The sequence below is a fragment of the Nocardioides humilatus genome (assembly GCF_008373755.1).
Classification (GTDB): domain Bacteria; phylum Actinomycetota; class Actinomycetes; order Propionibacteriales; family Nocardioidaceae; genus Nocardioides; species Nocardioides humilatus.
Genome location: NZ_VUJV01000001.1, coordinates 523,981 through 546,654, shown reverse-complemented (window position 1 = coordinate 546,654; position 22,674 = coordinate 523,981). Strand labels below are relative to the sequence as shown.

Here is a 22,674-nt window from a genome sequence, read left to right as displayed (position 1 = left end):
CGTCGGTCGCGTCAGGCGACCTGCGCCCAGGTCGCCGAACTGCCTCCGACCTTGCAGAACCAGAGGCGTCCGGTGCTGTCGGCGTAGAGGTCGCCCTTGGTGCCGTTGGTCGGATGGGTGGCGAGCGCGCCGGGGGTGAGGTTGACCTGCGCGGAGGCGCCGGTGAAGACGCCGCCGCGGCCGGTGCCGCCGAACCCGCGGACGCCGACCCCTTGTGCCGTCTGGCCGTACACGGCGGTGCCGGTGCCGGAGTGGATGCCATGGACGCCGTAGCCGTCGGTGGTGGTGGAGTTGGTGACGCCGCGCATGCCCGCTCCCCGCTCGCTCTTGCCGAAGACGGCGATGCCGGTGCCGGCGTGGGTGCCCTGGACGCCGTAGCCGACGTTGTTCAGGGCGAGTGTCGCGCCGGAGACTCCCGCGGTGTTGGTCGCCGGTGCGGAGTTCGTCGCGCGGCCCACGACACCGGAGGAGTTGGGGTTCGTCGCGAAGGTGCGACCTTCGACGCCAGTGCCACCATCGCAATAGCCCAGCACGCCGGTGCCGCTGCCCGAGTGGCTGCCGAGGACGCCGTAGCCCTGGTCGCTGGTGGATGCGGTGCGTCCGTAGACCCCGGCGCCCGCGCTGGCGGTGTTGCTGATGTAGCCGAAGACTCCTGATGTCGAGAAGGGCGTGCCCGTCGCCAAGCCTTGGACGCCCTGCCCCTTGCCGCGGCCGAGCACTCCGAGACCGTTGTCAGCATCGCCGACCACCGCGACGCAACCGGCGCCTTCGTGGACGCCGCGCACCCCGTAGCTGGACGCGGCGGGACCGCTGGCGACTCCCTCGACGCCGATGCCGCTGCCACCGTCGGCGTGAATGCCGATCCCGGACACGGACTTTGCCCACATGCCCCACCCGGCGCCGGCGTGCGACCCGATGACTCCGGTGCCGAACGTGTCGGTGTTCAGGTGCTCGCCGAGGACCGCGGCCGTCGCGTCGGGCGTGGTGGTGGTGAGTTTTCGCTGTGCGTGGAGGCCGTAGAAGCCATCGGTCGAGGCGCTCACGCCGGTGTGACCACCGCTGCCCTCGACGCCCACCCCGTCCGTGGTGTAGCCCAGCCCGGTCACGCCGGTAAGGGAGCCCTCGCCGTACACGCCACGGTAGCGACCGGCAAGGGTCGCAACGGACTGGTTGAACGGTCCCCGAACGTCGAGCACGGTGCGGTTCAGGTCGGCGGCCCACCCCGCAGAGACGTACGTCGTGTTGGTGGTCGTGTTGGTGCAGGAGCCGTAGATCGGCGGGCCGCACGCGGCGCTGGCCGCGCTCGGCCGGCCGACAGCAGCGACCGCCGCTCCCGCGAGTCCCGCACTGGCCAGACGCAGCAGGCCGCGTCGGCCGTGTGCGTCCCCGCCGGGCCCTGCCTCCGGTTCTGGCGACGCGTGTGGCAGGCCGGGCCCGCCCTCGAGTTCGTTGATGCGTTGCTCCAGGCGACCGACGAGGTCACGCAGACGGGCCAGTTCCTTGGCGACGATTTCGGTCATCGCGACCTCCGACAGAGAGCTTGTCCCGAGGAGTCGCGGTCACGTCGAGCGGCGTGGCCGTCGTCCTCGATGCTAGGTCTGCTCGTCGTCCGGGCGCCAGGGATCCGAACGTCGACGTCAGGTCTGGTTGGTCACAGCTCAGCGTGGTGGCAGACGGCCTCGATGTTGTTGCCGTCGAGGTCGCGGACGAAGGCACCGAAGTAGCGCTCGTGGTATTCGGGCCACAGGCGCGGCGCGTGCAGGGTCTCGGCGCCCAGGCTCTGCGCAGTCTCGAAGAACGCCTCGACCGCAGCCGGGTCGGCGGCCTGGAAGGCGATGTGGACCTCGCGGTTGGGCGGCATGTCGTCGTAGGCGCTGAGCCAGAAGTCAGGCGTGTCCTTGCCGTAGCCGACGGCCGTGTCGAAGTCCATCAGCCGTCGGTAGCCCAGCACCCCGAGGACGGTGTCGTAGAAGCGCTTGGACGCCTCGAGGTCTGCACAGTTGATGCCGAGGTGATCGATCATGGCGCGATCGTGGCAGGCGGTGCCGACATCGCCCACGAACTAGAACAGGTTCCACCCCCGCATCAATCCGCCTAGAGTGCCGCCATGGCGCGCGAGGCTCCCACGCATCCCGGCTCGTTCCTGCTGGGTTCTGCCCGCGAGTTGCTGGCCAACCAGGTCGAGTTCTTCGAGTCGACCCACGCGGGTGGTGACGACCTGGTCCGGGTCCTGCTGGGTCCGCCGGGCCTGCGCCGGTCCCTCTACCTGAGCCACACGCCGGCCGGCGCCGAGACGCTGCTGAGCGCGCGGACGATGGGTGCCTTCCGCAAGGAGAACCCGTTGTACGGCGAGGTGCGGATGATCCTCGGCGACGGCATCCTCACGGCGCAGGACGACGACTGGGTGCGTCAGAAGCGGTTCATCCAGCCGATCTTCACCAAGGCGCGGGTCGACGGCTACCTGGAGTCGATGCTCGAGGCCATCACGGCGACGACCGCGGAGATGGGTGCCGGCGGGACGGTCGACCTCGGCGACCAGATGATGCGGATGACGCTGCGGATCGTCGGCCGGGTCCTCCTGGGCGACGACACCGCCGAGCTCGAGGAAGCCGTCCACGAGCACTTCCCGGTCGCCTCGCAGGGCATGCTGACCCGCGCGCTCTTCCCGATGCGGATGCCGTTGAGCTGGCCGCTGCCGGTGAATCGCCGTACGGCGCGCGCGCAGCGGGCTCTCTTCGAGGTCTGCGACCGGTTGATCGCCCGGCGCCGGGCGGGGGAGTCCGACGGCGACGACCTGGCGCGGCTGCTCGTCGACGCCCGGGACGGCCAGGACCGGCTGACCGACGAGGAGGTCCGCGACCAGGTCCTGATCTTCCTGCTGGCCGGCCACGAGACCACCTCGACGTCGCTGACCTTCGCCCTCCACCTCCTGGGGTGCCACCCGGACGTGCAGGAACGCCTCCGGCAGGAGGCGCTGTCGGTGTTCGGCGACGGTGTGCCGACCGCCGCGCAGGTGCACGGCGAACTGCCCTGGACGACGGCGGTCCTCAAGGAGTCGATGCGGCTCTATCCGGCGACCCCGTTCAACGGCCGTCTCTGCGTCGAAGACACCGAGGTCGACGGGTGCGTCGTACCGGCTGGTTCGGACCTCCTGGTGTCGGTCTGGAACATCCACCGCCGCCCCGACCTCTACCCGGATCCCGAGCGCTTCGACCCGAGTCGCTTCCTGCCCGAGAACGACAAGGACCGCGGCCGCTACGACTGGTTGCCGTTCGGCGCCGGACCGCGAGCCTGCATCGGCCAGCACTTCTCGATCCTCGAGTCCGTTGCCGCGCTCGCGGTGATGGTGCGCGACCTGGAGTTCCGTGCTCCTGAAGGGACGAGCGAACGGGTGCCCGTCGGCTCAGCGCTGACGTTGCACCCGCTCGCCCCTGTCCTCTCCGAGGTCAGCAGCCGGCCTCGGTGAAGCCGCACAGCTGGGGTGCGAGCTTCTCCGTCAGCGCAGTGCGGTCCTCGATGTGCCACCGCGCGCTCTCGAGGGTGCCCTCCCCGTAGGTGGAGAGGTACAGCAGTGCGGTGCCGACCCGGGTGACCTGGAAGGTCGTCAGGCCCAGACCCTCCTTGTAGCTGAGGCTGAAGGTGACGGAGTCGTAGCCGGTGTCGGCCCGGTGCTCGGTCCACACCAGGTGGTCCTCGCCGCGACAGTCCTGGAGGGCCGTCCGGATCGCCTGCACCGCTGCGACGGCGTCGTCGACGCTGGACGTCGTCACCAGGTCGCGGGTGTCGGAATACTCCGGGCCTGTCGCGTAGGCGAGCAGCTCGCCAGTGTGCTCGACGGGCCAGATCGCCCGGCCGCAGAGCTCCAGGCCGAGCCGGTCCGGCGTGTTCTTCGGGCGGTACGTCGTCACGTAGTCGCCGCCGTCGCCGCGCATGTCGACCATGTCCACGTCCAGATCGACGTCGAGGGCAGGGTCCGGGTCAGGGGCGGGATCGGCGTCTTGGGGTTTGTCGGACGGTCCGTCATCCGGGGCGGACGGGAGGATCAGGTCGACGAGGGCGAGCTGGTCGGTCACCGCGGCGGCGCGGTAGTCGGCGCTGCCCTCGCTGCTCCACTCGACCGTCAGGACCAGGCGCCCGGACCGCGCCACCGTGAACAGCTGACCGGCGGGAGCGCCGACCCCGTCCTCCTGCTCGTAGGTCCAGCCGAAACTGATCGACTCATCGCCCGCGTCGGACGCGTAGGACGCGAACACGCGGTCGGACAGGCCATCGCCCCCATCGTCGCGTGCGCAGCCCTCCAGAGCGACGAGAACGTCGGTCATGGCCTGGGTCGCCTTGCCGCGGGTCGGGTAGGCGTGCACGGTGCGGCCGTCGTAGCCCTCGACGGACGAGACCGAGTAGCTGAGGTCGAAAGCCGGGTCGGCGCCGTCGCTGGTGGGGAACGGCACGTCGCGGCCGCAGGCCGTCAATGGGTGAGCGCCGTCAGCGGTCGAGGCCGGCCCGTCGACCGTCTGCTCGCCGTCGTCGACCGGCGGGTCGTCGAGCGCTGCGTCGAGGGGGAAGTCCGCAGGGATCCCGTCGGTCGGTTCGGTCGGCTCGGGGGTCGTCGGGTCGTCCTGGACGACGGGGTCCAAGACGTCCGTCTTCGACTCGGGATCGGTGCCACCGCACCCGGTCAGGGCGAGGGCGGAGGCCGCGACGGTCGCGGCGAGCAGGTGCTGGGTGGAGCGGCGGATCAACATCGCGGCTACCCCCTTTCGGGGTGGGGTGACAGGTCGTGATGGATACGCTGCAGAGGTGCGCGAGGTTGCCTGAAATGCAGAGAATCCCCCGATAATTCGGGGGATTCTCCGTGTCGAGGCCGGTCGAGGTTCAGCAGCCGGCCTCGGTGAAGATGCACATCTCGCCGGAGATCAGCTGGGCCAGGTCGACCTGGTTGGGTGCCGCCTGGGTCTGGTAGTCGGCGCTGTACTCCCCGCCCCACTGGAGCGCGAGGATCCCGGTCCCGACCCGCATCACGGTGTAGAGCTCGCCCGCAGGTGCGCCCACGCCGTCGACGATCTCGTAGGTGTAGCCGAACGTCACCGAGTCGTAGCCGGTGTTGGAGTTGAACGAGCGCCACAGGCGGTCGGACTGGCCGCCCTCGGCACGGTCGCGGGCGCAGCCCTGGATCTGGCTCCGCAGCAGCTCCAGCTGGGCGACGGCGGCGTCTGCTGACGGGTAGACCCGGAGCGTGCGGCCCTCGTAGCCCTCGACGGACGACACGGTGTAGGCGAGGTCGGGTTCGTCGACGTCGGTGCTGCCGAAGTTCGGGAACGCCAGCACACCTCCGCACATGGTCTGCGGGGTCACGCCCTGGGCGTCGGCCGACGGGCCCTCGACCGTCGTCTCCCCGTCCGCGACCGGAGGCTCGCCGAGCGCTAGGTCGAGGGGGAAGTCGGCGGGGATCGACGTGGCCACCGTCGGCTCGCCTGAGCCCGGGTCGGTCGTCGTCGCGCCTCCCAGCTCGTTGAGCGCGGCGACGACATCAGCGAGGTTCTCCCGCGTCACGGTCGCGAGGTCGCCCACCGTGTCACCGGTGCCCTCGTCACTGGCGAGGTCGATGGCGATGGCAGTCCCGACGCGCACCACGTTGATCACGACGCGACCGATCCCGTCGGAGGCCCGGGTGATCACCTCGGAATCGTCGCCGAGCGAACCTTGCGAGGTCGTGGTGGTGAACGACGGCGTGCCGTCGGTCGGGCCCTCGAGCTCACAGGTCGCGTAGGCGTCCTGCACGGAGTCGAGGAAGGCGAGGGCCTCGTCGTTGTTGGCGAAGAGCTGGACCTCACGGACATACGTCGCGTCGCCCACGGTCAGGCGTGCGGTGAGGCGGTCCAACGGGTCACCGCCGCCGATCGCCTGGCACCCCGAGAGGTCGCCGGCAGCGAGCATCGCCTGGTTGTCGATGCTGGGCTCGTCGAGCGTGTACTCGCTGCTGCCGTCGTCAGTCGGCCAGCCCGACGTGAGCGGGAAGTCGACCGGAAGCGAGACGGACTCCCCGTCCGGGGGCGTCGTCTGCTCCTCGCCGGTCCCACCTCCGAGCACCAGCCGTTGGGCCGCGAGCGGCACCATCCGCTGCGCCGGGGTCTGCTCGAAGTTGTAGTCCTGCCCGTGGCTCAGTGCGGTGACCAGCGCGATGCGGTCCCCGGTCACGACCAACCCGGTGTCGAGGAACCACCCCTCGTCGCCGAACGGGTCGAGGCGCTTCGCGACCGGGCCGTAGGACGCGCTCACGAAGGAGCCCTGGCCGTCCACGGGGAGGTCGACCGGCGTGAAGTCGCCGTGGTCGAAGCGGTCCGAGCCGCTCGGCTGGCAGTCGTCGTACCAGCCCTGGATCGCGACGTAGGCGTCCTGGGCGGCGGCGGCGCTGTCGAACTCGCCGACGATCTCGGTGAGGTAGGGCCACGGATCGCTGGGGTCGGTCTGTGCGGTGAACGTGAAGTCACGCTGGAAGACCGATCCGGCGCCGAGACCGGCGAACGACTCCTGCATGCAGGGGTTCGGGGGTGCCTGACCGTCCCCGGTCACGGTGCTGCCCTCGGTCCAGTCGGTGCCGACGTCGTACCAGACCGCGTCGCCCGCGGTCATGAGGTTCTCGGCGCTCAGCGCGGCCGAAGGTACGGGGTCCGACACGGACGGCGAGGGCTGGTTGGTCACGGCAGCCTTGTCGTCGCCACCGCCCACGGTCAGGGCGACCACGGGGATCGCGACGGCCGCAACGACCGCGGCGCTGGCGCCGGCGATCGCCGCGTGCTTGCGGCGGCGGATCCGGTCGCCTCGGGAGCGGATCTCGGATGCGGGAACTGGCATGGGTGCGCCCTCCAACGCGTCGCCGAGACGGGTGAGCTTCTCGATCGGGTCAGACATGGCTCATTCCTCCAGCCAGACCGCCAGGGGCCTCGTCTGTCAGCAGCGCGGCGAGCGCGGTGCGTCCGCGACTCAACCGGGCCTTGATGGTTCCTTCGGGGACGCCGACCTCGGCGGCGATCTGGTGGATCGGCAGGTCGGCGATGTGGTGGAGCACGAGCGCCTGGCGTTGGGCCTCGGGCAGCTGCTTGAGCGCGGCGACGAGTGCGACGTGCGACTCGTCGATGCCCGGCATCTCGGTGGGCGCGCCGACCGCGCGGTCGACGGGGCGTCGGGCCAGCACCGTACGGCGCCAGCGGCTCACCGCGAGGCGGTAGGCCGTCGTACGGATCCAGGCTTCTGGATACTGCGCCTTGTCGAGCTTGCGACGGTTGGCCCAGGCGCGTGCGAAGGCCTCCTGCACGCACTCGGTGGCCTCGTCGTAGCTGCCGATCATGGCGTAGACCTGGCTGGTGATCCGACGGAACGACGCGGCATAGAGCTCGTCGAACTCCTGTGCCTCCACGGCCGTCCCCCTCTCGTGCCCGAGTCCGGATCTGCATCCGGTTGGTGTGCTGTCGATGGTGGTACGCCTGAGGGTCGGATGCGGTTGCACCCGGCCCGAGGATTTTCGTGTCGCGCCTGCTCAGCCCTGGTAGGCGGGCAGCTGCGGCAGACGCTGGAGGGCGCGCTCGGTGAGGTCGATGAACTGCTGGTCGGTCATCCTGGCCCCGGGCGCGGAGACGAAGACGAGCTGGGAGACCGCAGAGCCGCTGCGGAGGAAGGCGACCGAGTATTCAACCGTCCGCTCGCCAGGAAGCCGGGTGCTGAGGTGCCACGCGGTGTAGGACGTCGCGCCGTCGTTGTGGGCACGCAGGATGCGGACCTCGGTGCCCGCGCTCGCGTCGCGGTCGGGGCACTTGTTGATCGCGGTGCGGTAGTCGGCGAGCAGAGCGGCGGCTTTCTTCTCCGGAAGCGACGCGACCGCCTGGGTCAGGCCGAACTCGGCGGGTAGGTCGCTGTCGACCTTCAAGAAGGTGCGGGCCACGTCGGTCTTGAACGCGGCGCCGTCGTACTTGCCCGCGAGCATGGGGTGCACGCATCCGAGCACGTCCATGTCGGTGCTCGCGCTGGTGATCTCGCGCGGGGGAGTGCCTCCCCAGGGCTGGGCCGGGTCGCCCACGAACGGCAGGTCGACGGGCGCGAGGAGTGCGGGCACCTGACCGGCGGGGTAGGGCGCCACCGGTTCGAGCTCGGTCGGCCGGCCCGAGCAGCGACCGGCGTCAGGCAGCGTGCAGAGCCGGTCGACGGCCTCGCCGAGCAGCTTCGCCGTGCCCGGCCGGTTGGCTCGGGCAGGGGAGACCTCGGTCTTCAGGGCGACGGCGGTCGTGAACTGCCCGGTGCGCGCGATGCCGACCACGTAGGAGGCCTGCGCGGGGTGCTCGTCGTGGAGCACGAACAGTGCGGAGTCGTCGCCGATCTCCGGGTTGGACAGCGTCGAGACGAGCCGGAAGCCCGGGGTGAGGCAGTCGGCCATCCAGCCGCGGAGCCGACGGTAGGTCTTCTCGGCGCGTTCGGGCGTGCGAGACGCCTCGGCGACCTCGACCAGGCGGCGCTGCGCCTCGCCCACGGGTCCGATGCGGAAGACCCGGACCCACGCGGCGCTGCCGCGCGGGTCGAGGTAGCGGTCGTCGGACGGCTGGCAGGGCAGGACGACGCCGTTGCCGGTCGAGTTGTCGGTCGTGGGTCCCTGGCGCCAGTCGCCGACCAAGGTCTCGCGGACGAAGTCGGCCGGCAGCAGGCTGGTGTCGGGGAGGTCGACCTCGGCGCCGGGGAGGGCAGGCGTGCCGTTGTGGGCCGCCGGTGGCTCCCGGTCGAGCGTCGGCCGCACCCCGCGCGCGTCCGTGACGACCGCGCCGCTGGCGACGAGAGCTGCGACGACGACACCGGCGCCGACGGCGGTGTGCATGCGACGGCGGGCGGCTCCCGCCCGGCGGATGATCGTGACGCGCGGCCAGTGCACGTCGCGGGTCGCCGTCGCGAGGGCCGCGAAGGCCATCGGGATCGACGAGGCGGGGATCTCGCGCTGCGTCGAGAATTGGGTCGCCGCCGTCTGCAGCTCGCGCTCGGCCAGGTCGGTCGGCAGTCCGACCTCGCGGGCCATCTCCTCCATCGAGACCGCGGCGAGCTGGGTCAGCAGGAGAGCGCGTCGCTGAGCGCCGTTGAGTGCCGCCAGCGCCTCGAGCGTCGCCCGGTTGTCGGCGTCGAGGCCCTTCTCCTTGTGCCAGGGCCGCACCGTCGCCCGTCGCATCGCGTTGCGCCAGGCCTGGGGGCGCACCACCGTCTCCGGGTCGTCGAGCCGCGAGGTCTTGCGCCAGTGGTGCCAGGCGACGACGTAGGCGTCGCGCACGGCGCTGCGGGCAGCCCCGAGGTCGCCGGTCAGTGCGTAGGCCTGCAGCAGCAGTCGGTCACGAGCAGCCTTGTAGAAGGCATCGAACTCGGCCGAGGGGTCTGGCGGCAGGGAGGTGTCGTCCATGGTCCAGGACAAGGTACGACGACCGCCCTCACCCCCCGCAACCGACGGGCCGTCCTGGACCTGACCGGCGTGGCTACGCCGGTCGGCGGGCGGCCCGCGTGAAGATGGCTCCGTCATGACGTCGCTGCAATCGTCGCCCGCTTCCCGGACGGCCGCACGCCAGGGGGACCGCCAGGAGGCGGAGCTCCGGCAGGCCCTGCTCAGCCGCCGCCCGCTCGTGGCCACGGCCACCGCTGGTGGAGCGCTGGCCGCGGCCGGACCGCTCCTGGTGTGCATGGCGATCGCCGTGGTCGGCTGGTTCCTCACCGACGCGGGCGGCCACGGCACGCCCAGCGGCGCCCTGCGCGTCGGCGCGCTCGGCTGGCTGGCCGCGCACGGCTCGGGCGTCAGCATCGACGGGATCCGGCTGACCGCGCTCCCGCTCGGCGTGACCGTCCTGTGCGCCTGGTGCGCGTGGCGGGTCGGTCATCGGGTGGGCGAGTCGATCTCGGGCCACGGACCCGACGCCGATCGCATCAAGGACGGCGAGCGCGACTGGACCGTGCCGATCGCCGCCGGGCTCTTCACCGTCGGCTACGTCGTGGTCGGCGTGCTGGCCACCACGCTCACGTCCACGCCCGAGACCACGCCGAGCGCCGGTCGCGTGATGATGTGGTCGTTCCTGATCTCGGCGGCCGCAGGGCTGCCCGCGCTGGCCCGCGGCTCGGGCCGCGCCGCGGTCTGGTTGCCGACGCTGCCGCTCGCCGTCCGTGACGGTGCCGCGCTGGTCCGAAGCATGCTCCGCGCCTGGCTGCTCCTGGCGCTCCTGGCGCTCCTGGTGGCCCTGGTCGTCGACTTCTCGACGGCGGCCAACATCGTGTCGCAGCTCGACGCCGACGCCGGCGACACCGCGATGATCGGCGCGCTGTCGCTCGTCGTACTCCCCAACGCGACGCTCTTCAGCAGCGCCTACCTGCTCGGTCCCGGCTTCACGGTCGGCACCGGCACCCTCGTCTCCCCGGGCGCCGTCGTGCTCGGCCCGCTCCCGCTCTTCCCGCTCCTGGCGGCACTGCCTGACGGCGGTCCGACGCCCGGCTGGACCGGATGGTTGATGGGCACCCCGGTCCTGATCGCGGCCGTGGCGTCGGCGTGGTCGCACCGCTCCCGTCCGGCGCGCACCTGGGACCAGGCCGCCATCCGGGGTTGCGGCGCCGGTCTGGTCACCGGTGTGCTGATCGGCATCGTGACGACCGTTGCCGGCGGCGCCGTCGGTCCTGGTCGGATGGCCGACGTCGGACCGTTCGGGTTCGACGTCTTCCTGCACGCCGTCACCGCGTTCGGCATCGGCGGCCTGCTCGGCGCGCTGGCGATGACGTGGTGGCAGCACCGCGGGGGAGACCTCGCCCGCAGCGGCTGGGCCCGGGTCCGCCGCTCCAGCAGCGACGACTAGCCCCGACTAGCCCCGACTAGAACGTGTCGGCGACCCGGACGTCGTCGTAGTCGGCGTAGGCGTCGCCGGAGAAGCAGCCAGCGTCCCTGCTGTCGCCGTGGGGGATCGGCTTGGTCGAGCAGCTGATCGTGGCGACGTAGGCGTCGTCGCGGTAGACGGTGAACTCCAGGAAGGCCGGCCGCGGCGTCAGCGCGTCGTTGGTCAGGCTCAGACCGGTGAGGGCGAACCGGCCGTCGGCCTCGACGACCTCCCAGCCCGCGGCGGCATCGAAGCCGTCGTGCCGGAAGTCCGACCCGACCTCGACCCCGGACGGGGTGTCGTTGGCCTTCTCCACCGCTCGCTTCACGGCGACGAGCGCCGTGCCGGCGCCGCAGCACAGCAGCACCGAGAGGGCGACGGCGAAGAGGATGGTCCGCGTGTTCTTGGAGATGGTTCCGGAGCCTAGATCAGGGGGTGAAGAAACCGGCTCACTAGACTCCCGCCCGTGCCTGCTGCTCCCGCGCGTCTCGTCGTACTCGTCTCCGGTGCCGGCACCAACCTCCAGGCCTTGCTCGACGCCTGCGCAGACCCGGCGTACGGCGCCCAGGTGGTCGCCGTCGGCGCGGACCGTGACGGCATCGAGGGACTGGCGCGCGCCGAGCGCGCCGGGATCCCGACCTTCGTGGTGAAGATCAAGGACTACACCTCACGCGAGCACTGGGACCGTGCGCTCACCGACAAGGTCTCCGTGTTCGAGCCCGACCTCGTGGTGCTCGCGGGTTTCATGAAGCTGGTGGGAGCCTCCTACCTGCCGGCCCTGGGGCGTCGTACGGTCAACACGCACCCGGCGCTGTCGCCGTCCTTCCCTGGCATGCAAGGCCCGCAGGACGCCCTCGACTACGGCGTGAAGGTCACCGGCTGCACGCTCTTCGTCGTCGACGACGGCGTCGACACCGGCGCGATCGTCGCCCAGACCGCGGTCCCGGTCGACGACGACGACACTGTCGAGACGCTCCACGAGCGCATCAAGGTCGCTGAGCGAGCAATGCTCGTCGACACCGTCGGTCGGATGGCTCGCGAGGGCTGGACGGTTGACGGGCGCCGAGTTCGGCTCGGAGGCTGAGCACCGCATAGGATGAGGGCACACGACTGGCGTAGGTGGGACAACCACCAGGGAGTGTGAGCCGGCATCGACCGCCTGGGTGCCCTCATCGAACGCATCGACCGATGAGGAGCAACACCCGCATGACCGAGCCCACTGCTGACCGGATCCAGATCAAGCGGGCGCTGGTGTCCGTCTACGACAAGACCGGTCTCGACGACCTGGTCCGCGGGCTGGCTGCTGCCGGCGTCGAGCTCGTCTCCACCGGCGGCTCCGCCTCGCTCATCGAGTCGCTGGGCCTGCCGGTCACCAAGGTCGAGGACCTCACCGGCTTCCCCGAGTGCCTCGACGGCCGGGTGAAGACGCTGCACCCGCGCGTGCACGCCGGGATCCTCGCCGACCGGCGCCTGCCCGAGCACGTCGCTCAGCTCGAGGAGCTCGAGGTCGAGCCGTTCGACCTGGTCGTGGTGAATCTCTACCCGTTCACCGACACCGTGATGTCGGGCGCGTCGGTCCAGGACTGCATCGAGAAGATCGACATCGGCGGCCCGTCGATGGTCCGCGCGGCGGCGAAGAACCACGCCTCGGTCGCGATCGTCACCGACGGCGCCGACTACGCCCGGGCCCTCGAGGCCGCGCAGGGTGAGGGCTTCACCCTCGCCGAGCGCCAGGCGCTCGCGGCGAAGGCCTTCGTCCACACCGGCACCTACGACGTCCACGTCGCGTCCTGGATGGGCAACGTGCTCGTCGACTCCTCCGAGGGCACCGGATTCCCGGCCTGGATCGGCGCGACCTGGGACAAGAGCGCGGTGCTGCGCTACGGCGAGAACCCGCACCAGCCGGCCGCGCTCTACCGCAACGGCTTCATGGCCGGCGGCCTCGCGACCGCCGAGCAGTTGCACGGCAAGGAGATGTCCTACAACAACTACGTCGACGCCGACGCTGCGCTGCGCGCGGCCTACGACTTCGAGCAGCCGGCCGTGGCGATCATCAAGCACGCCAACCCGTGCGGTGTTGCCGTCGGAAGCGACGTCGCCGAGGCCCACCGGCGTGCCCACGAGTGCGACCCGGTCTCGGCCTTCGGCGGCGTGATCGCCGTCAACAGCCCGGTCTCGGTCGCGATGGCCGAGCAGGTCGCCGAGGTCTTCACCGAGGTCATCGTGGCGCCGTCCTACGAGGACGGGGCCGTCGAGGTGCTGCAGAGCAAGAAGAACATCCGGATCCTGGTGTCCGAGGAGCTGCGGCCGGGCGGTGTCGAGATGCGCCACATCGACGGCGGGCTGCTGATGCAGCACGTCGACGTCTTCCAGGCCGACGGCGACGACCCCGCCAACTGGACCCTCGCAGCGGGTGACGCGGCCGACGAGGCCACCCTGGCCGACCTGGCGTTCGCCTGGCGCGCTGTGCGTTCGGCCAAGTCCAACGCGATCCTGCTGGCGAACGACGGTGCCGCGGTCGGCATCGGGATGGGCCAGGTCAACCGGGTCGACTCCTGCAAGCTCGCCGTGGAGCGGGCCAACAGCCTGGTCGACGGTCAGGAGCGCGCCCGCGGTGCGGTCGCGGCCTCTGACGCCTTCTTCCCGTTCTCCGACGGCCCGCAGATCCTGCTGGATGCCGGGGTCCGCGCCATCGTGCAGCCGGGCGGTTCGGTGCGCGACGAGGAGACCATCGCGGCCTGCCAGGCGGCGGGCGTGTCGATGTACTTCACCGGCACTCGCCACTTCTTCCACTGAGCCTGCCCGACGCCCTGAGAGGATCGATCCCGTGACGGCACAGAAGCTCGACGGCACCGCGACCGCGGCTGCGATCAAGGACGAGCTGCGCGAGCGCATCGCCAAGCTCGCGGAGCAGGGGATCACCCCCGGCCTCGGCACGGTGCTCGTCGGTGACGACCCCGGTTCGCGGTGGTACGTCAACGGCAAGCACAAGGACTGCGCCGAGGTCGGCATCTCCTCGATCCGGGTCGACCTCCCCGAGGTCGCGACCCAGCAGGAGATCGAGGACGCCGTCGCGCAGCTCAACGCCGATCCCGCGTGCACCGGCTACATCGTCCAGCTGCCGCTCCCGCGCGGTCGCGACGAGAACCGTGTGCTCGGCCTGATCGACCCCGCCAAAGATGCCGACGGCCTCCACCCGACCAACCTCGGCTGGCTGGTCCTCGGCAACGAGGCGCCGCTGCCCTGCACCCCCTACGGCATCGTCGAGATCCTGCGCCGCCACGGCGTCGAGATCGCGGGCGCCGAGGTGGTCGTCGTGGGTCGCGGCATCACCGTCGGTCGCCCGCTGGGTCTGCTGCTGACGCGTCGCTCGGAGAACGCCACCGTCACGCTGTGCCACACCGGCACGGTCGACCTGGCCTCCCACGTGCGCAAGGCCGACATCGTCGTGGCCGCCGCAGGCGTCCCCGGCATCATCACCGCTGACATGGTCAAGCCGGGCGCGGCCGTCCTCGACGTCGGCGTGTCCCGCGTCGACGGCAAGATCGCCGGTGACGTGGCCGACGATGTCTGGGACGTCGCCGGCTGGGTCTCGCCCAACCCGGGCGGGGTCGGTCCGATGACCCGCGCGATGCTGCTGGCCAACGTCGTGGCCATGGCCGAGAAGCAGGTGGCCCGCTGAGCGACGAGGCCACCCCGGCGCCGGACCCCGCGGTCCCGGCGCCCTCCGAAGGGCACGACTCGAAGCGGCGCTACCCGTCGACGATCGGCGGGATGCTCTACATCGCCGTGCTGATCGCCACGGCGGTCGGCATCGGGATCGTGTGGCGCGGTCACGACTGGCGTCTCGGCATCCGCGTCGTCTCCGGCGCCCTGGCCGCTGCCGCCGCCCTGCGGCTGGTCCTCCCTCAGCGCGACGCCGGCATGCTCGCCGTACGCCCTCGCTTGGTCGACGTCTTCATGCTCGGCTCCGTCGCCGCCGCCCTCTTCATCCTCGCGACGAACATCCCCGATCAGCCTGTTTGATTGCGCGAGCGTGTCGCCACGACGCTCGCCGCCCGGGCCATCGCTTCGCTCGGCCCGGGGGCTCGCCTCGTGCGGCTTCGCCGCGAGCGCCACGCTGCCGCGCCGCGGTCGACGAGGTCACCGGTTGCGGCAGCTTGGCGTCTGCGGGCAGCAAAAAAGGCCGCAGGCCGGCCCATCGTGAGATGAGCCGGCCCGACGGGTGGATCAGATCAGACCGAGCTCCGTGACCGCGGCGCGCTCGTCGGCGAGCTCGGCGGTGGAGGCGTCGATCCGGGCGCGGGAGAAGTCGTCGATCTCGAGGCCCTGGACGATCTCCCAGTTGCCACCGGAGGTGGTGACCGGGAAGGACGAGATCAGGCCCTCGGGGACACCGTAGGAGCCGTCGGAGCGGACGGCCATGGAGACCCAGTCGCCGGCGGGGGTGCCGTTGAGCCAGTCGCGGGCGGCGTCGCACGTGGCGGACGCGGCGGAGGCGGCCGAGGACGAGCCGCGGGCGTCGATGATCGCGGCACCGCGCTTGGCGACGGTCGGGATGAAGAAGTCCTCGACCCAGGCCTGGTCGTTGATGACCTCGGCGGCGTTCTTGCCGCCGATCTCGGCGTGGAACACGTCGGGGTACTGGGTGGCCGAGTGGTTGCCCCAGATCGTCATCTTCTTGATGTCGGTCACCGCAGCGCCGGTCTTGGCGGCCAGCTGCGAGATCGCGCGGTTGTGGTCGAGACGCGTGAGCGCCGAGAAGCGCTCGCTCGGGATGTCGGGCGCGTTGGTCATCGCGATGAGCGCGTTGGTGTTGGCCGGGTTGCCGGTCACGCCGATGCGGACGTCGTCAGCGGCGACGCTGTTGAGGGCCTTGCCCTGCGCGGTGAAGATCGCGCCGTTGGCCGAGAGGAGGTCGCCACGCTCCATGCCGGGACCGCGCGGGCGCGCGCCGACGAGGAGGGCGAGGTTGACGCCGTCGAAGATCTTCTCGGGGTCCGAGCCGATCTGGATGCCGGCGAGGTTGGGGAACGCGCAGTCGTCGAGCTCCATGACGACGCCCTCGAGCGCCTTCAGGGCCGGCTCGATCTCGAGCAGGCGCAGCTCCACCGGACGGTCGCCGGCGATGGCGCCGCTGGCGATGCGGAAGAGCAGGCTGTAGCCGATCTGACCGGCGGCGCCGGTGACGGCGACCTTCAGAGGCGTCTCGCTCACGGGTACTCCTTCGATGAGGTGCGGCTCGGCCGACGGCCGGCGACAGACAGTGCAGCCGACGCTAGCAGCGCGGGCGGTCGTCGGCTCACGCGGGCGGTGGTGCGAGACTGGCCGCCATGACGAGACGCGCCCGGGGGGTGGCCGCCACCCTTCTCGGGACGATCGTTTCGGCCGCGGTCCTGACCGGGTGCGGCAGCGCCTCGGAGGAGTACGCGCCGACCGGCGTCGACCAGCTCGTCATCCCGACGCCGTCGCTGGCGCCCGACGACTTCGTCGCCGGCGTCGACAACCCGTGGTTGCCGCTCACCCCCGGCAGCCGCTGGACCTATGACCGGATCGTCGACGGGGCCCACGGCCGCCTCGAGGTCGAGGTGCTCGATCGCACCCGCGAGATCCAGGGCGTCGACGCCACGGTGGTGCGGACCTCGGTGGTCAGCCCGCGCCAGCGGGTCGTGGCGCAGAGCTTCCGCTGGTACGCCCAGGACGCCGCGGGCAATGTCTGGTTCCTGGGTGAGCAGACGACGTCGTACGCCGGCAAACGGCCTTCCACCGAGGGCTCCTGGGAGGCGGGTGTCGCCGGTGCCGAGGCGGGTCTGGCGATGCCGGCCACGCCGCGCATCGGCGACGGTTTCCGCACCGACTACGCCCCGGGCGTCGCGGAGGACCGGGCCGAGGTCGTCGACCTGTCCGGCTTCGCCTCCGTGCCGTACGGCGACCTGACCGATCTGCTGGAGACGGAGGACCGGACAGCGATCGAGCCCGATGTCCTCCAGCGTCGTCAGTACGCGAAGGGCATCGGGCTCGTTCGGGAGCTCACGATCACCGGCGGAGACCAGCTGCTCGAGCTGGTCTCCTACCGGCCCTGATCAGGCGTCGGGCGGGCGGACCTGGGTCTGCTCACCCGACGGGGGCGCCCAGCCACCGGCAGCCGGCGGCTGCTGGGCCTGAGGCGCTTGCGGGGCGTCAGGCTGCTGCTGTGCGGGGATCCACTGCTGGGTCGCGGGGTCCCACTGCCACCCGTTCTGGATGATCGGCTGGCCGGCGTCCACGGGGACCTGCGCGGCGGCGACGCCACCGGACTGCTGGGCCCACTGCTGCTGGGCGAACTGCTGCTGGAGCTCGCTGGCGGCGCTCTTGAAATCGAGTCCGGAGCCGGGGACGGCCTCGCCGTCACGACCGAAGAGCATCGGGTGCAGGAAGCCGGCGGCCGCGGCGCCGACGACCGGCGCGATCAGGAAGAGCCACTGGTACTTCATGGCGTCGTCCCAGTTGAAGCTGAGGATGCCGGGGCCGATCGAGCGCGCCGGGTTGACCGAGCAACCGGTGATGCCGATGAGGAGCAGGTGGCACAGCGTCAGGCCGAGGCCGATGGCCACAGGGGCCGGGATCTTCTCCGCCGCACGGCGCCGGTCGGTGACCGCGAGGATCAAGAAGACGAAGACGAAGGTGCCGATGGCCTCGATGAGGAACGCGCCCAGGAAGGCGGCGCCCGACGCGCCCGGGCCCGACTCCCACTTGTTCGACACGGCCGCGAGGACGTCGCCCCACTCCGCGCCGTCGAACATCAGCACGGCGATGATCGCGAGCACGCCGGCCGCGACGAAGGCCGCGACGAACTGCACGACGATGTAGACCGCGGCGGTCGCCCACCCGATGCGGCCCGCGAGCGCGTTGCCGATGGAGACCGCGGGGTTGAAGTGGCCGCCGGAGAGGTGGCCGACGGAGTAGGCCATGACCAGGACGGTCAGGCCGAAGGCCAGCGCGGTCGCGACGTAGTCGCCGCCGCTGGCGAAGGCGGTGCCGCAGCCGAAGAACACCAGCACGAAGGTGCCGATGCCCTCAGCGATGAGCTTCTGCAGCTGGCTGGGCGGCGACGTGTCTGCCGCCGGCATCTGCGCTGTCATCTGTTCGGACATGGTGAAGAGCACTCTCCTTCGGTCGGGACCCGTTACCCGCGAGGTATCACAAGAAGCCTAGCGATCTTGCCGCCCATTTCCGGGGATGCAAGGGTGGCTCGGTCCGGACGTGCCGAGCCCTGGCCTCGTCCGATATCTTGACGTCAAGCAAAACCGATTCGACCCAGGAGCGCGCCCGAACATGTCGAGCATCATCTACACCCACACCGACGAGGCGCCGCTGCTCGCGACGTACTCCTTCCTGCCGATCGTGGAGGCCTACGCCGCCAAGGCCGGGGTCAACTTCGAGACGCGTGACATCTCGGTCGCCGCGCGGATCCTCGCGCAGTTCGGCCTGGCCGACGACGCGCTCGCTGAGCTCGGCGCGCTCGCGAAGACGCCTGAGGCCAACATCATCAAGCTCCCCAACGTCTCCGCCTCCATCCCGCAGCTCAAGGCCGCGGTCAAGGAGTTGCAGGAGAAGGGCTTCGACGTCCCGGACTACCCCGAGGCTCCCTCGACCGAGGAGGAGAAGGAGATCCGGGCCAAGTACGACAAGATCAAGGGCTCCGCGGTCAACCCGGTCCTGCGTGAGGGCAACTCCGACCGTCGCGCGCCGGCGTCGGTGAAGAACTACGCGAAGACCCACCCGCACACCAACAAGGCGTTCACCGAGGGTTCGAAGACCTCGGTCGCGACGATGGGTGCCCACGACTTCGCGAGCAACGAGAAGTCGGTGACCGTCGCTGCCGACGACACCTTGTCGATCGTGCTCGAGACCGCCGCCGGCGACCAGGTCGTCCTCAAGGACGGCCTGAAGGTCCTCGCCGGCGAGATCATCGACGCCACGAAGATGGAGGCTGCCCACCTGCAGGCCTTCCTCCGCAACGCGATCGCCACGGCCAAGGCCACCGACGTCTTGTTCTCGCTCCACCTCAAGGCCACGATGATGAAGGTCTCCGACCCGATCATCTTCGGCCACGTCGTGAAGGCCTTCTTCGAGCCCGTCTTCGAGCAGTACGGCGCCGACCTGGCCGCTGCCGGTCTGTCGGCCAACGACGGCCTCGGCTCGATCCTGCCCGGCCTCGACGCGCTGCCCAACGGCGCGGAGATCAAGGCGGCCTTCGAGAAGGCCATCGCCGACGGTCCGCGGATGTCCTACGTCAACTCCGACAAGGGCATCACCAACCTGCACGTGCCGTCCGACGTGATCGTCGACGCCTCGATGCCCGCACTCGTCCGCAACGGCGGTCGCCTCTGGGGCGCCGACGGCGGCGAGGACGACACCCTCGCAGTCATCCCGGACTCCTCCTACGCCGGCGTCTACCAGGCGGTCATCGAGGACTGCAAGGAGCACGGCCCGCTCGACCCGGCCACGATCGGCACCGTCCCCAACGTCGGTCTGATGGCACAGGCGGCCGAGGAGTACGGCTCGCACGACAAGACCTTCGAGATCGCCGAGGCCGGCACCGTCCGCATCCTCGCCGCCGACGGCACGGTCCTCATCGAGCACGACGTCGAGGCCGGTGACATCTGGCGCGCCTGCCAGACCAAGGACATCCCGGTCCAGGACTGGGTCAAGCTCGCCGTCACCCGGGCCCGCGCCAGCGGCATGCCGGCGATCTTCTGGCTCAACGAGTCGCGCGCTCACGACGCCGAGATCATCAAGAAGGTGAACGCCTACCTGCCCGACCACGACACCGACGGGCTCGAGATCAAGATCCTGAGCCCGGAGCTGGCGACGTCGTACTCCTTGGCGCGCATGCGCCGTGGCGAGGACACCATCTCGGTGACCGGCAACGTGCTGCGTGACTACAACACCGACCTGTTCCCGATCCTCGAGCTCGGTACGTCGGCCAAGATGCTCTCGGTCGTCCCGCTGATCGCGGGCGGCGGTCTCTTCGAGACCGGTGCGGGTGGTTCTGCGCCCAAGCACGTGCAGCAGCTCGTCGAGGAGGACTACCTGCGCTGGGACAGCCTGGGTGAGTTCTTCGCCCTCGTGCCCTCGCTGGAGAAGTACGCCGAGCAGGCTGGTGCGCCCGCCGCGCAGGTCCTCGCCGACACCCTCGACCGGGCGACCGGCACCTTCCTCAACGAGGACCGCTCGCCGGGTCGCAAGCTGGGCTCGACCGACAACCGCGGATCGCACTTCTACCTCGCGCTCTACTGGGCCGAGGAGGTCGCCAAGCAGACCGACGACGCTGCTCTCGCCGCCGCGTTCGGCCCGCTGGCCAAGACGCTGCGCGACAACGAGTCGGTCATCGCGGAGGAGCTGATCGCCGTCCAGGGCAAGCCGGCCGACATCGGCGGCTACTACTACCCCGACGCCGAGAAGACCTCGAAGGTCATGCGGCCGAGCGCCACGCTCAACGAGGCGATCGACTCGTTCTGACCGTTCCGTGGGTGACCTGACGGCCGCGGTCCGCAACTCGTTGCGGGCCGCGGCCGACCCGTCTCTGGCGCCGGGGCAGCAGGCCTACATGAAGTCGGCCCTGCCGTTCCTCGGCGTCCGCGTGCCCGAGGTACGCCGTCTCACCCGTGCGCTGGTCAAGGAACTGGGTATCCGGGAGCGTGACCGCCTCGTCGCCGCCGCCACGTCGCTGTGGGACGAGGCCACCCACCGCGAGGAGCGCTATGCCGCCGCAGTGCTCCTTGCCCAGCCTGTGCTGCGCGGCGACCTGACGCTCGTGCCGCTGGTCGAGCACCTGGTCCGGACCGGCGCGTGGTGGGACCACGTCGACGAGCTCGCCCACCGCGTCGGTGAGCTGCACGACGCCCATCCCGCCGCGACCGCGGCACTGGTCCGCGACTGGGTGCGTGACGACTTCCTGTGGATCCGTCGCCTCGCGATCCTCGGCCAGCTCGGTCGCAAGGACCGGATCGATCTCGAGGTCCTCGCCGACGTCATCGAGCCCAACCGGGATGATCCCGAGTTCTTCATCCGCAAGGCGATCGGCTGGGCGCTGCGCGAGGCGTCGTACGTCCATCCCGGCTGGGTCCGGTCCTACGTCGACGCACACGAGCTGAGCCCGCTCTCGCGACGCGAGGCGCTCAAACGCATCGGCGTGCGCTGACCGGTTCAACCGAAGTGCGACATCGCGTCGCGAGAACATCCTTGCTGCGCTACCGTTCCCTTGCTCTGATGTGAGCGCAGTCACACGACCGGCGGGCTCCCTTGCCGGTGGGCATGGGGGTACGGCATGAAGCTTCGGACTCTGATCAGCGCGGGCGCGGCGGCGGTGGGCGTCGTCGCCTACCGCGACATGACCCAGAAGACCCACGCCATCCGGCGCAACTTCCCGGTCATCGGCAACTTCCGCTACCTGCTCGAGACGATCGGGCCGGAGCTGCGGCAATACATCGTGACCAGCAACGAGGAGGAGCGGCCGTTCAGCCGCGACGAGCGACGCTGGGTCTACGCGTCGGCGAAGGGGCAGAACAACTACTTCGGCTTCGGCACCGACATCGACGTCGAGCACATCCAGGGCCACACCTACATCAAGCACCGCGCCTTCCCGCTCGAGCCGCCGACGCCGATCGACGAGCTCGCGAGCCTGCCGTCCGCGAAGGTGCTGGGTGGCCCCCGCAACCGGGTCGGCGCCTTCCGGCCCGGGTCGGTCGTCAACGTCTCGGCGATGAGCTTCGGCTCGCTGTCCGGGGCGGCGATCAAGGCGCTCAACCTGGGGGCGGCCAAGGCCGGGTGCCTGCACAACACGGGGGAGGGCGGCATCTCGCCCTACCACCGCAACGGCGCCGAGCTGGTCCTCCAGATGGGCACCGCCTACTTCGGCTGCCGCAACGACGACGGCACGTTCGACCTCGAGCGCCTCAAGGACGTCGTGGCGTCGGCGCCGGTGAAGGCTATCGAGATCAAGCTCAGCCAGGGTGCGAAGCCCGGCCTGGGCGGCATGTTGCCGGCCGCGAAGATCACCGAGGAGATCGCCGCGATCCGCGGCATCCCCCTCGACAAGGACTGCATCAGCCCGCCGCGCCACACCGCCTTCCACGACGTCGACTCGATGCTCGACTTCGTCGAGCTGATCGCGACCGAGACCGGCGTGCCCGTCGGCATCAAGTCGGCGGTCGGTGACCTCAGCTTCTGGCTCGAGCTCGCCGAGTTGATGCGCACCCGCACCCGCGGCGTCGACTTCATCACCGTCGACGGCGGCGAGGGCGGCACCGGCGCCGCGCCGCTGATCTTCACCGACTCGATCTCGCTGCCCTTCCGGATGGGCTTCTCGCGCGTCTACGGAGCCTTCGCCGAGCTCGGCCTCGCCGACGACGTCACGTTCATCGGATCGGCCAAGGTGGGCCTCCCGGAAAATGCAGTGGTGGCCTTCGCGCTCGGCGCCGACATGGTCAACGTCGCCCGCGAGGCGATGTTGTCGATCGGCTGCATCCAGTCGCAGAAGTGCCACACCGACGAGTGCCCGGTGGGGGTCGCGACCCAGAACCCGTGGCTGGTCCGCGGCCTCGACCCGCTGTCGAAGGGCGATCGCTGTGCGGCGTACCTCATCCAGCTCCGCAAGGAGCTGATCCGGGTGAGCTCGGCCGTCGGCGTCGGCCACCCCTCCCACATCACGCCCCACGACATCGAGATCCTCAACGGCGACTACGAGAGCCGCACCTTGACGGGCCTCTACGGCTACAAGGACCACTGGGGCGTCCCGGGCGCCGATCTGGGCCTCTGA

19 protein-coding genes and 1 riboswitch are annotated in these 22,674 nt (G+C 70.6%); of the genes, 10 read left to right on the top strand and 9 right to left on the bottom strand.

Going from position 1 to position 22,674, the window contains the following annotated elements; translation table 11 throughout:
* Positions 1 to 11: 11 nt before the first annotated feature.
* Positions 12 to 1,520 (bottom strand): hypothetical protein, encoded by a 1,509-nt coding sequence (locus F0U44_RS02480; protein ID WP_149726657.1) that lies wholly within the window; start codon positions 1,518 to 1,520, stop codon positions 12 to 14.
* Positions 1,521 to 1,651: 131 nt separating this feature from the next.
* The gene (locus F0U44_RS02475; RefSeq protein WP_149726656.1) at positions 1,652 to 2,023 is read right to left on the bottom strand and encodes a VOC family protein; all 372 of its coding nucleotides are present in this window, start codon (positions 2,021 to 2,023) and stop codon (positions 1,652 to 1,654) included.
* A gap of 84 nt (positions 2,024 to 2,107) precedes the next feature.
* Here F0U44_RS02475 and F0U44_RS02470 point away from each other — a divergent pair, with 84 nt between their 5' ends.
* The gene (locus F0U44_RS02470) at positions 2,108 to 3,466 is read left to right on the top strand and encodes a cytochrome P450 (protein ID WP_149726655.1); all 1,359 of its coding nucleotides are present in this window, start codon (positions 2,108 to 2,110) and stop codon (positions 3,464 to 3,466) included.
* On the opposite strand, the gene F0U44_RS02465 is transcribed toward F0U44_RS02470, so the two are convergent.
* The 4 genes from F0U44_RS02465 to F0U44_RS02450 all read right to left on the bottom strand — a co-directional run bounded on the left by F0U44_RS02465 (position 3,447) and on the right by F0U44_RS02450 (position 9,424).
* On the bottom strand, positions 3,447 to 4,742 hold the full coding sequence (locus F0U44_RS02465) for a hypothetical protein (RefSeq protein ID WP_149726654.1): 1,296 nt from the start codon (positions 4,740 to 4,742) through the stop codon (positions 3,447 to 3,449). The genes F0U44_RS02470 and F0U44_RS02465 overlap by 20 nt on opposite strands.
* A gap of 130 nt (positions 4,743 to 4,872) precedes the next feature.
* Positions 4,873 to 6,909, bottom strand: a complete 2,037-nt coding sequence (locus F0U44_RS02460) for a hypothetical protein (RefSeq protein WP_149726653.1) — start codon at positions 6,907 to 6,909, stop codon at positions 4,873 to 4,875.
* A complete protein-coding gene (locus F0U44_RS02455; RefSeq protein ID WP_149726652.1) occupies positions 6,902 to 7,414 on the bottom strand; it encodes an RNA polymerase sigma factor in 513 nt (170 codons plus the stop codon). The genes F0U44_RS02460 and F0U44_RS02455 overlap by 8 nt, the downstream gene beginning before the upstream one ends.
* 120 nt (positions 7,415 to 7,534) lie before the next feature.
* On the bottom strand, positions 7,535 to 9,424 hold the full coding sequence (locus tag F0U44_RS02450) for a SigE family RNA polymerase sigma factor (RefSeq protein ID WP_149726651.1): 1,890 nt from the start codon (positions 9,422 to 9,424) through the stop codon (positions 7,535 to 7,537).
* Between the two features lie 115 nt (positions 9,425 to 9,539).
* Here F0U44_RS02450 and F0U44_RS02445 point away from each other — a divergent pair, with 115 nt between their 5' ends.
* Positions 9,540 to 10,853: a cell division protein PerM gene (locus F0U44_RS02445; protein ID WP_149726650.1), complete on the top strand. Its 1,314-nt coding sequence runs from the start codon at positions 9,540 to 9,542 to the stop codon at positions 10,851 to 10,853.
* Positions 10,854 to 10,869: 16 nt separating this feature from the next.
* Here the strand turns inward: F0U44_RS02445 and F0U44_RS22865 are convergent, their stop codons facing one another.
* Positions 10,870 to 11,238: a hypothetical protein gene (locus F0U44_RS22865; RefSeq protein ID WP_188113283.1), complete on the bottom strand. Its 369-nt coding sequence runs from the start codon at positions 11,236 to 11,238 to the stop codon at positions 10,870 to 10,872.
* A 99-nt stretch (positions 11,239 to 11,337) separates the two neighbouring features.
* Here F0U44_RS22865 and purN point away from each other — a divergent pair, with 99 nt between their 5' ends.
* The 4 genes from purN to F0U44_RS02420 all read left to right on the top strand — a co-directional run bounded on the left by purN (position 11,338) and on the right by F0U44_RS02420 (position 14,897).
* A complete protein-coding gene (purN, locus tag F0U44_RS02435; RefSeq protein ID WP_149726649.1) occupies positions 11,338 to 11,955 on the top strand; it encodes a phosphoribosylglycinamide formyltransferase in 618 nt (205 codons plus the stop codon).
* A 12-nt stretch (positions 11,956 to 11,967) separates the two neighbouring features.
* A riboswitch (ZMP/ZTP riboswitch) is annotated at positions 11,968 to 12,043 on the top strand.
* Positions 12,044 to 12,077: 34 nt separating this feature from the next.
* Positions 12,078 to 13,667, top strand: coding sequence for a bifunctional phosphoribosylaminoimidazolecarboxamide formyltransferase/IMP cyclohydrolase (gene purH / locus F0U44_RS02430; RefSeq protein WP_149726648.1), 1,590 nt, complete (start codon positions 12,078 to 12,080; stop codon positions 13,665 to 13,667).
* A 31-nt stretch (positions 13,668 to 13,698) separates the two neighbouring features.
* On the top strand, positions 13,699 to 14,553 hold the full coding sequence (locus F0U44_RS02425) for a bifunctional methylenetetrahydrofolate dehydrogenase/methenyltetrahydrofolate cyclohydrolase (RefSeq protein WP_149726647.1): 855 nt from the start codon (positions 13,699 to 13,701) through the stop codon (positions 14,551 to 14,553).
* Positions 14,554 to 14,645: 92 nt separating this feature from the next.
* On the top strand, positions 14,646 to 14,897 hold the full coding sequence (locus F0U44_RS02420) for a DUF3017 domain-containing protein (protein ID WP_149726646.1): 252 nt from the start codon (positions 14,646 to 14,648) through the stop codon (positions 14,895 to 14,897).
* A gap of 204 nt (positions 14,898 to 15,101) precedes the next feature.
* Here F0U44_RS02420 and F0U44_RS02415 read toward each other — a convergent pair whose 3' ends face one another.
* Positions 15,102 to 16,088, bottom strand: a complete 987-nt coding sequence (locus F0U44_RS02415; RefSeq protein WP_149726645.1) for a malate dehydrogenase — start codon at positions 16,086 to 16,088, stop codon at positions 15,102 to 15,104.
* Positions 16,089 to 16,204: 116 nt separating this feature from the next.
* Between F0U44_RS02415 and F0U44_RS02410 the strand changes: the two genes are divergently transcribed.
* Entirely contained in the window at positions 16,205 to 16,954 is a 750-nt protein-coding gene (locus F0U44_RS02410) for a hypothetical protein (RefSeq protein ID WP_149726644.1), read from the top strand.
* Here F0U44_RS02410 and F0U44_RS02405 read toward each other — a convergent pair whose 3' ends face one another.
* Positions 16,955 to 17,992 carry an MIP/aquaporin family protein gene (locus F0U44_RS02405; RefSeq protein ID WP_188113282.1) on the bottom strand — a complete coding sequence of 346 codons (1,038 nt, stop codon included), beginning with the start codon at positions 17,990 to 17,992 and terminating at the stop codon, positions 16,955 to 16,957.
* 193 nt (positions 17,993 to 18,185) lie between these two features.
* Here F0U44_RS02405 and F0U44_RS02400 point away from each other — a divergent pair, with 193 nt between their 5' ends.
* The 3 genes from F0U44_RS02400 (at position 18,186) to F0U44_RS02390 (ending at position 22,674) form a co-directional block, all read left to right on the top strand.
* On the top strand, positions 18,186 to 20,375 hold the full coding sequence (locus F0U44_RS02400; RefSeq protein ID WP_149726642.1) for an NADP-dependent isocitrate dehydrogenase: 2,190 nt from the start codon (positions 18,186 to 18,188) through the stop codon (positions 20,373 to 20,375).
* A gap of 7 nt (positions 20,376 to 20,382) precedes the next feature.
* On the top strand, positions 20,383 to 21,057 hold the full coding sequence (locus F0U44_RS02395; protein ID WP_149726641.1) for a DNA alkylation repair protein: 675 nt from the start codon (positions 20,383 to 20,385) through the stop codon (positions 21,055 to 21,057).
* A 126-nt stretch (positions 21,058 to 21,183) separates the two neighbouring features.
* Positions 21,184 to 22,674, top strand: a complete 1,491-nt coding sequence (locus tag F0U44_RS02390) for an FMN-binding glutamate synthase family protein (RefSeq protein ID WP_149726640.1) — start codon at positions 21,184 to 21,186, stop codon at positions 22,672 to 22,674.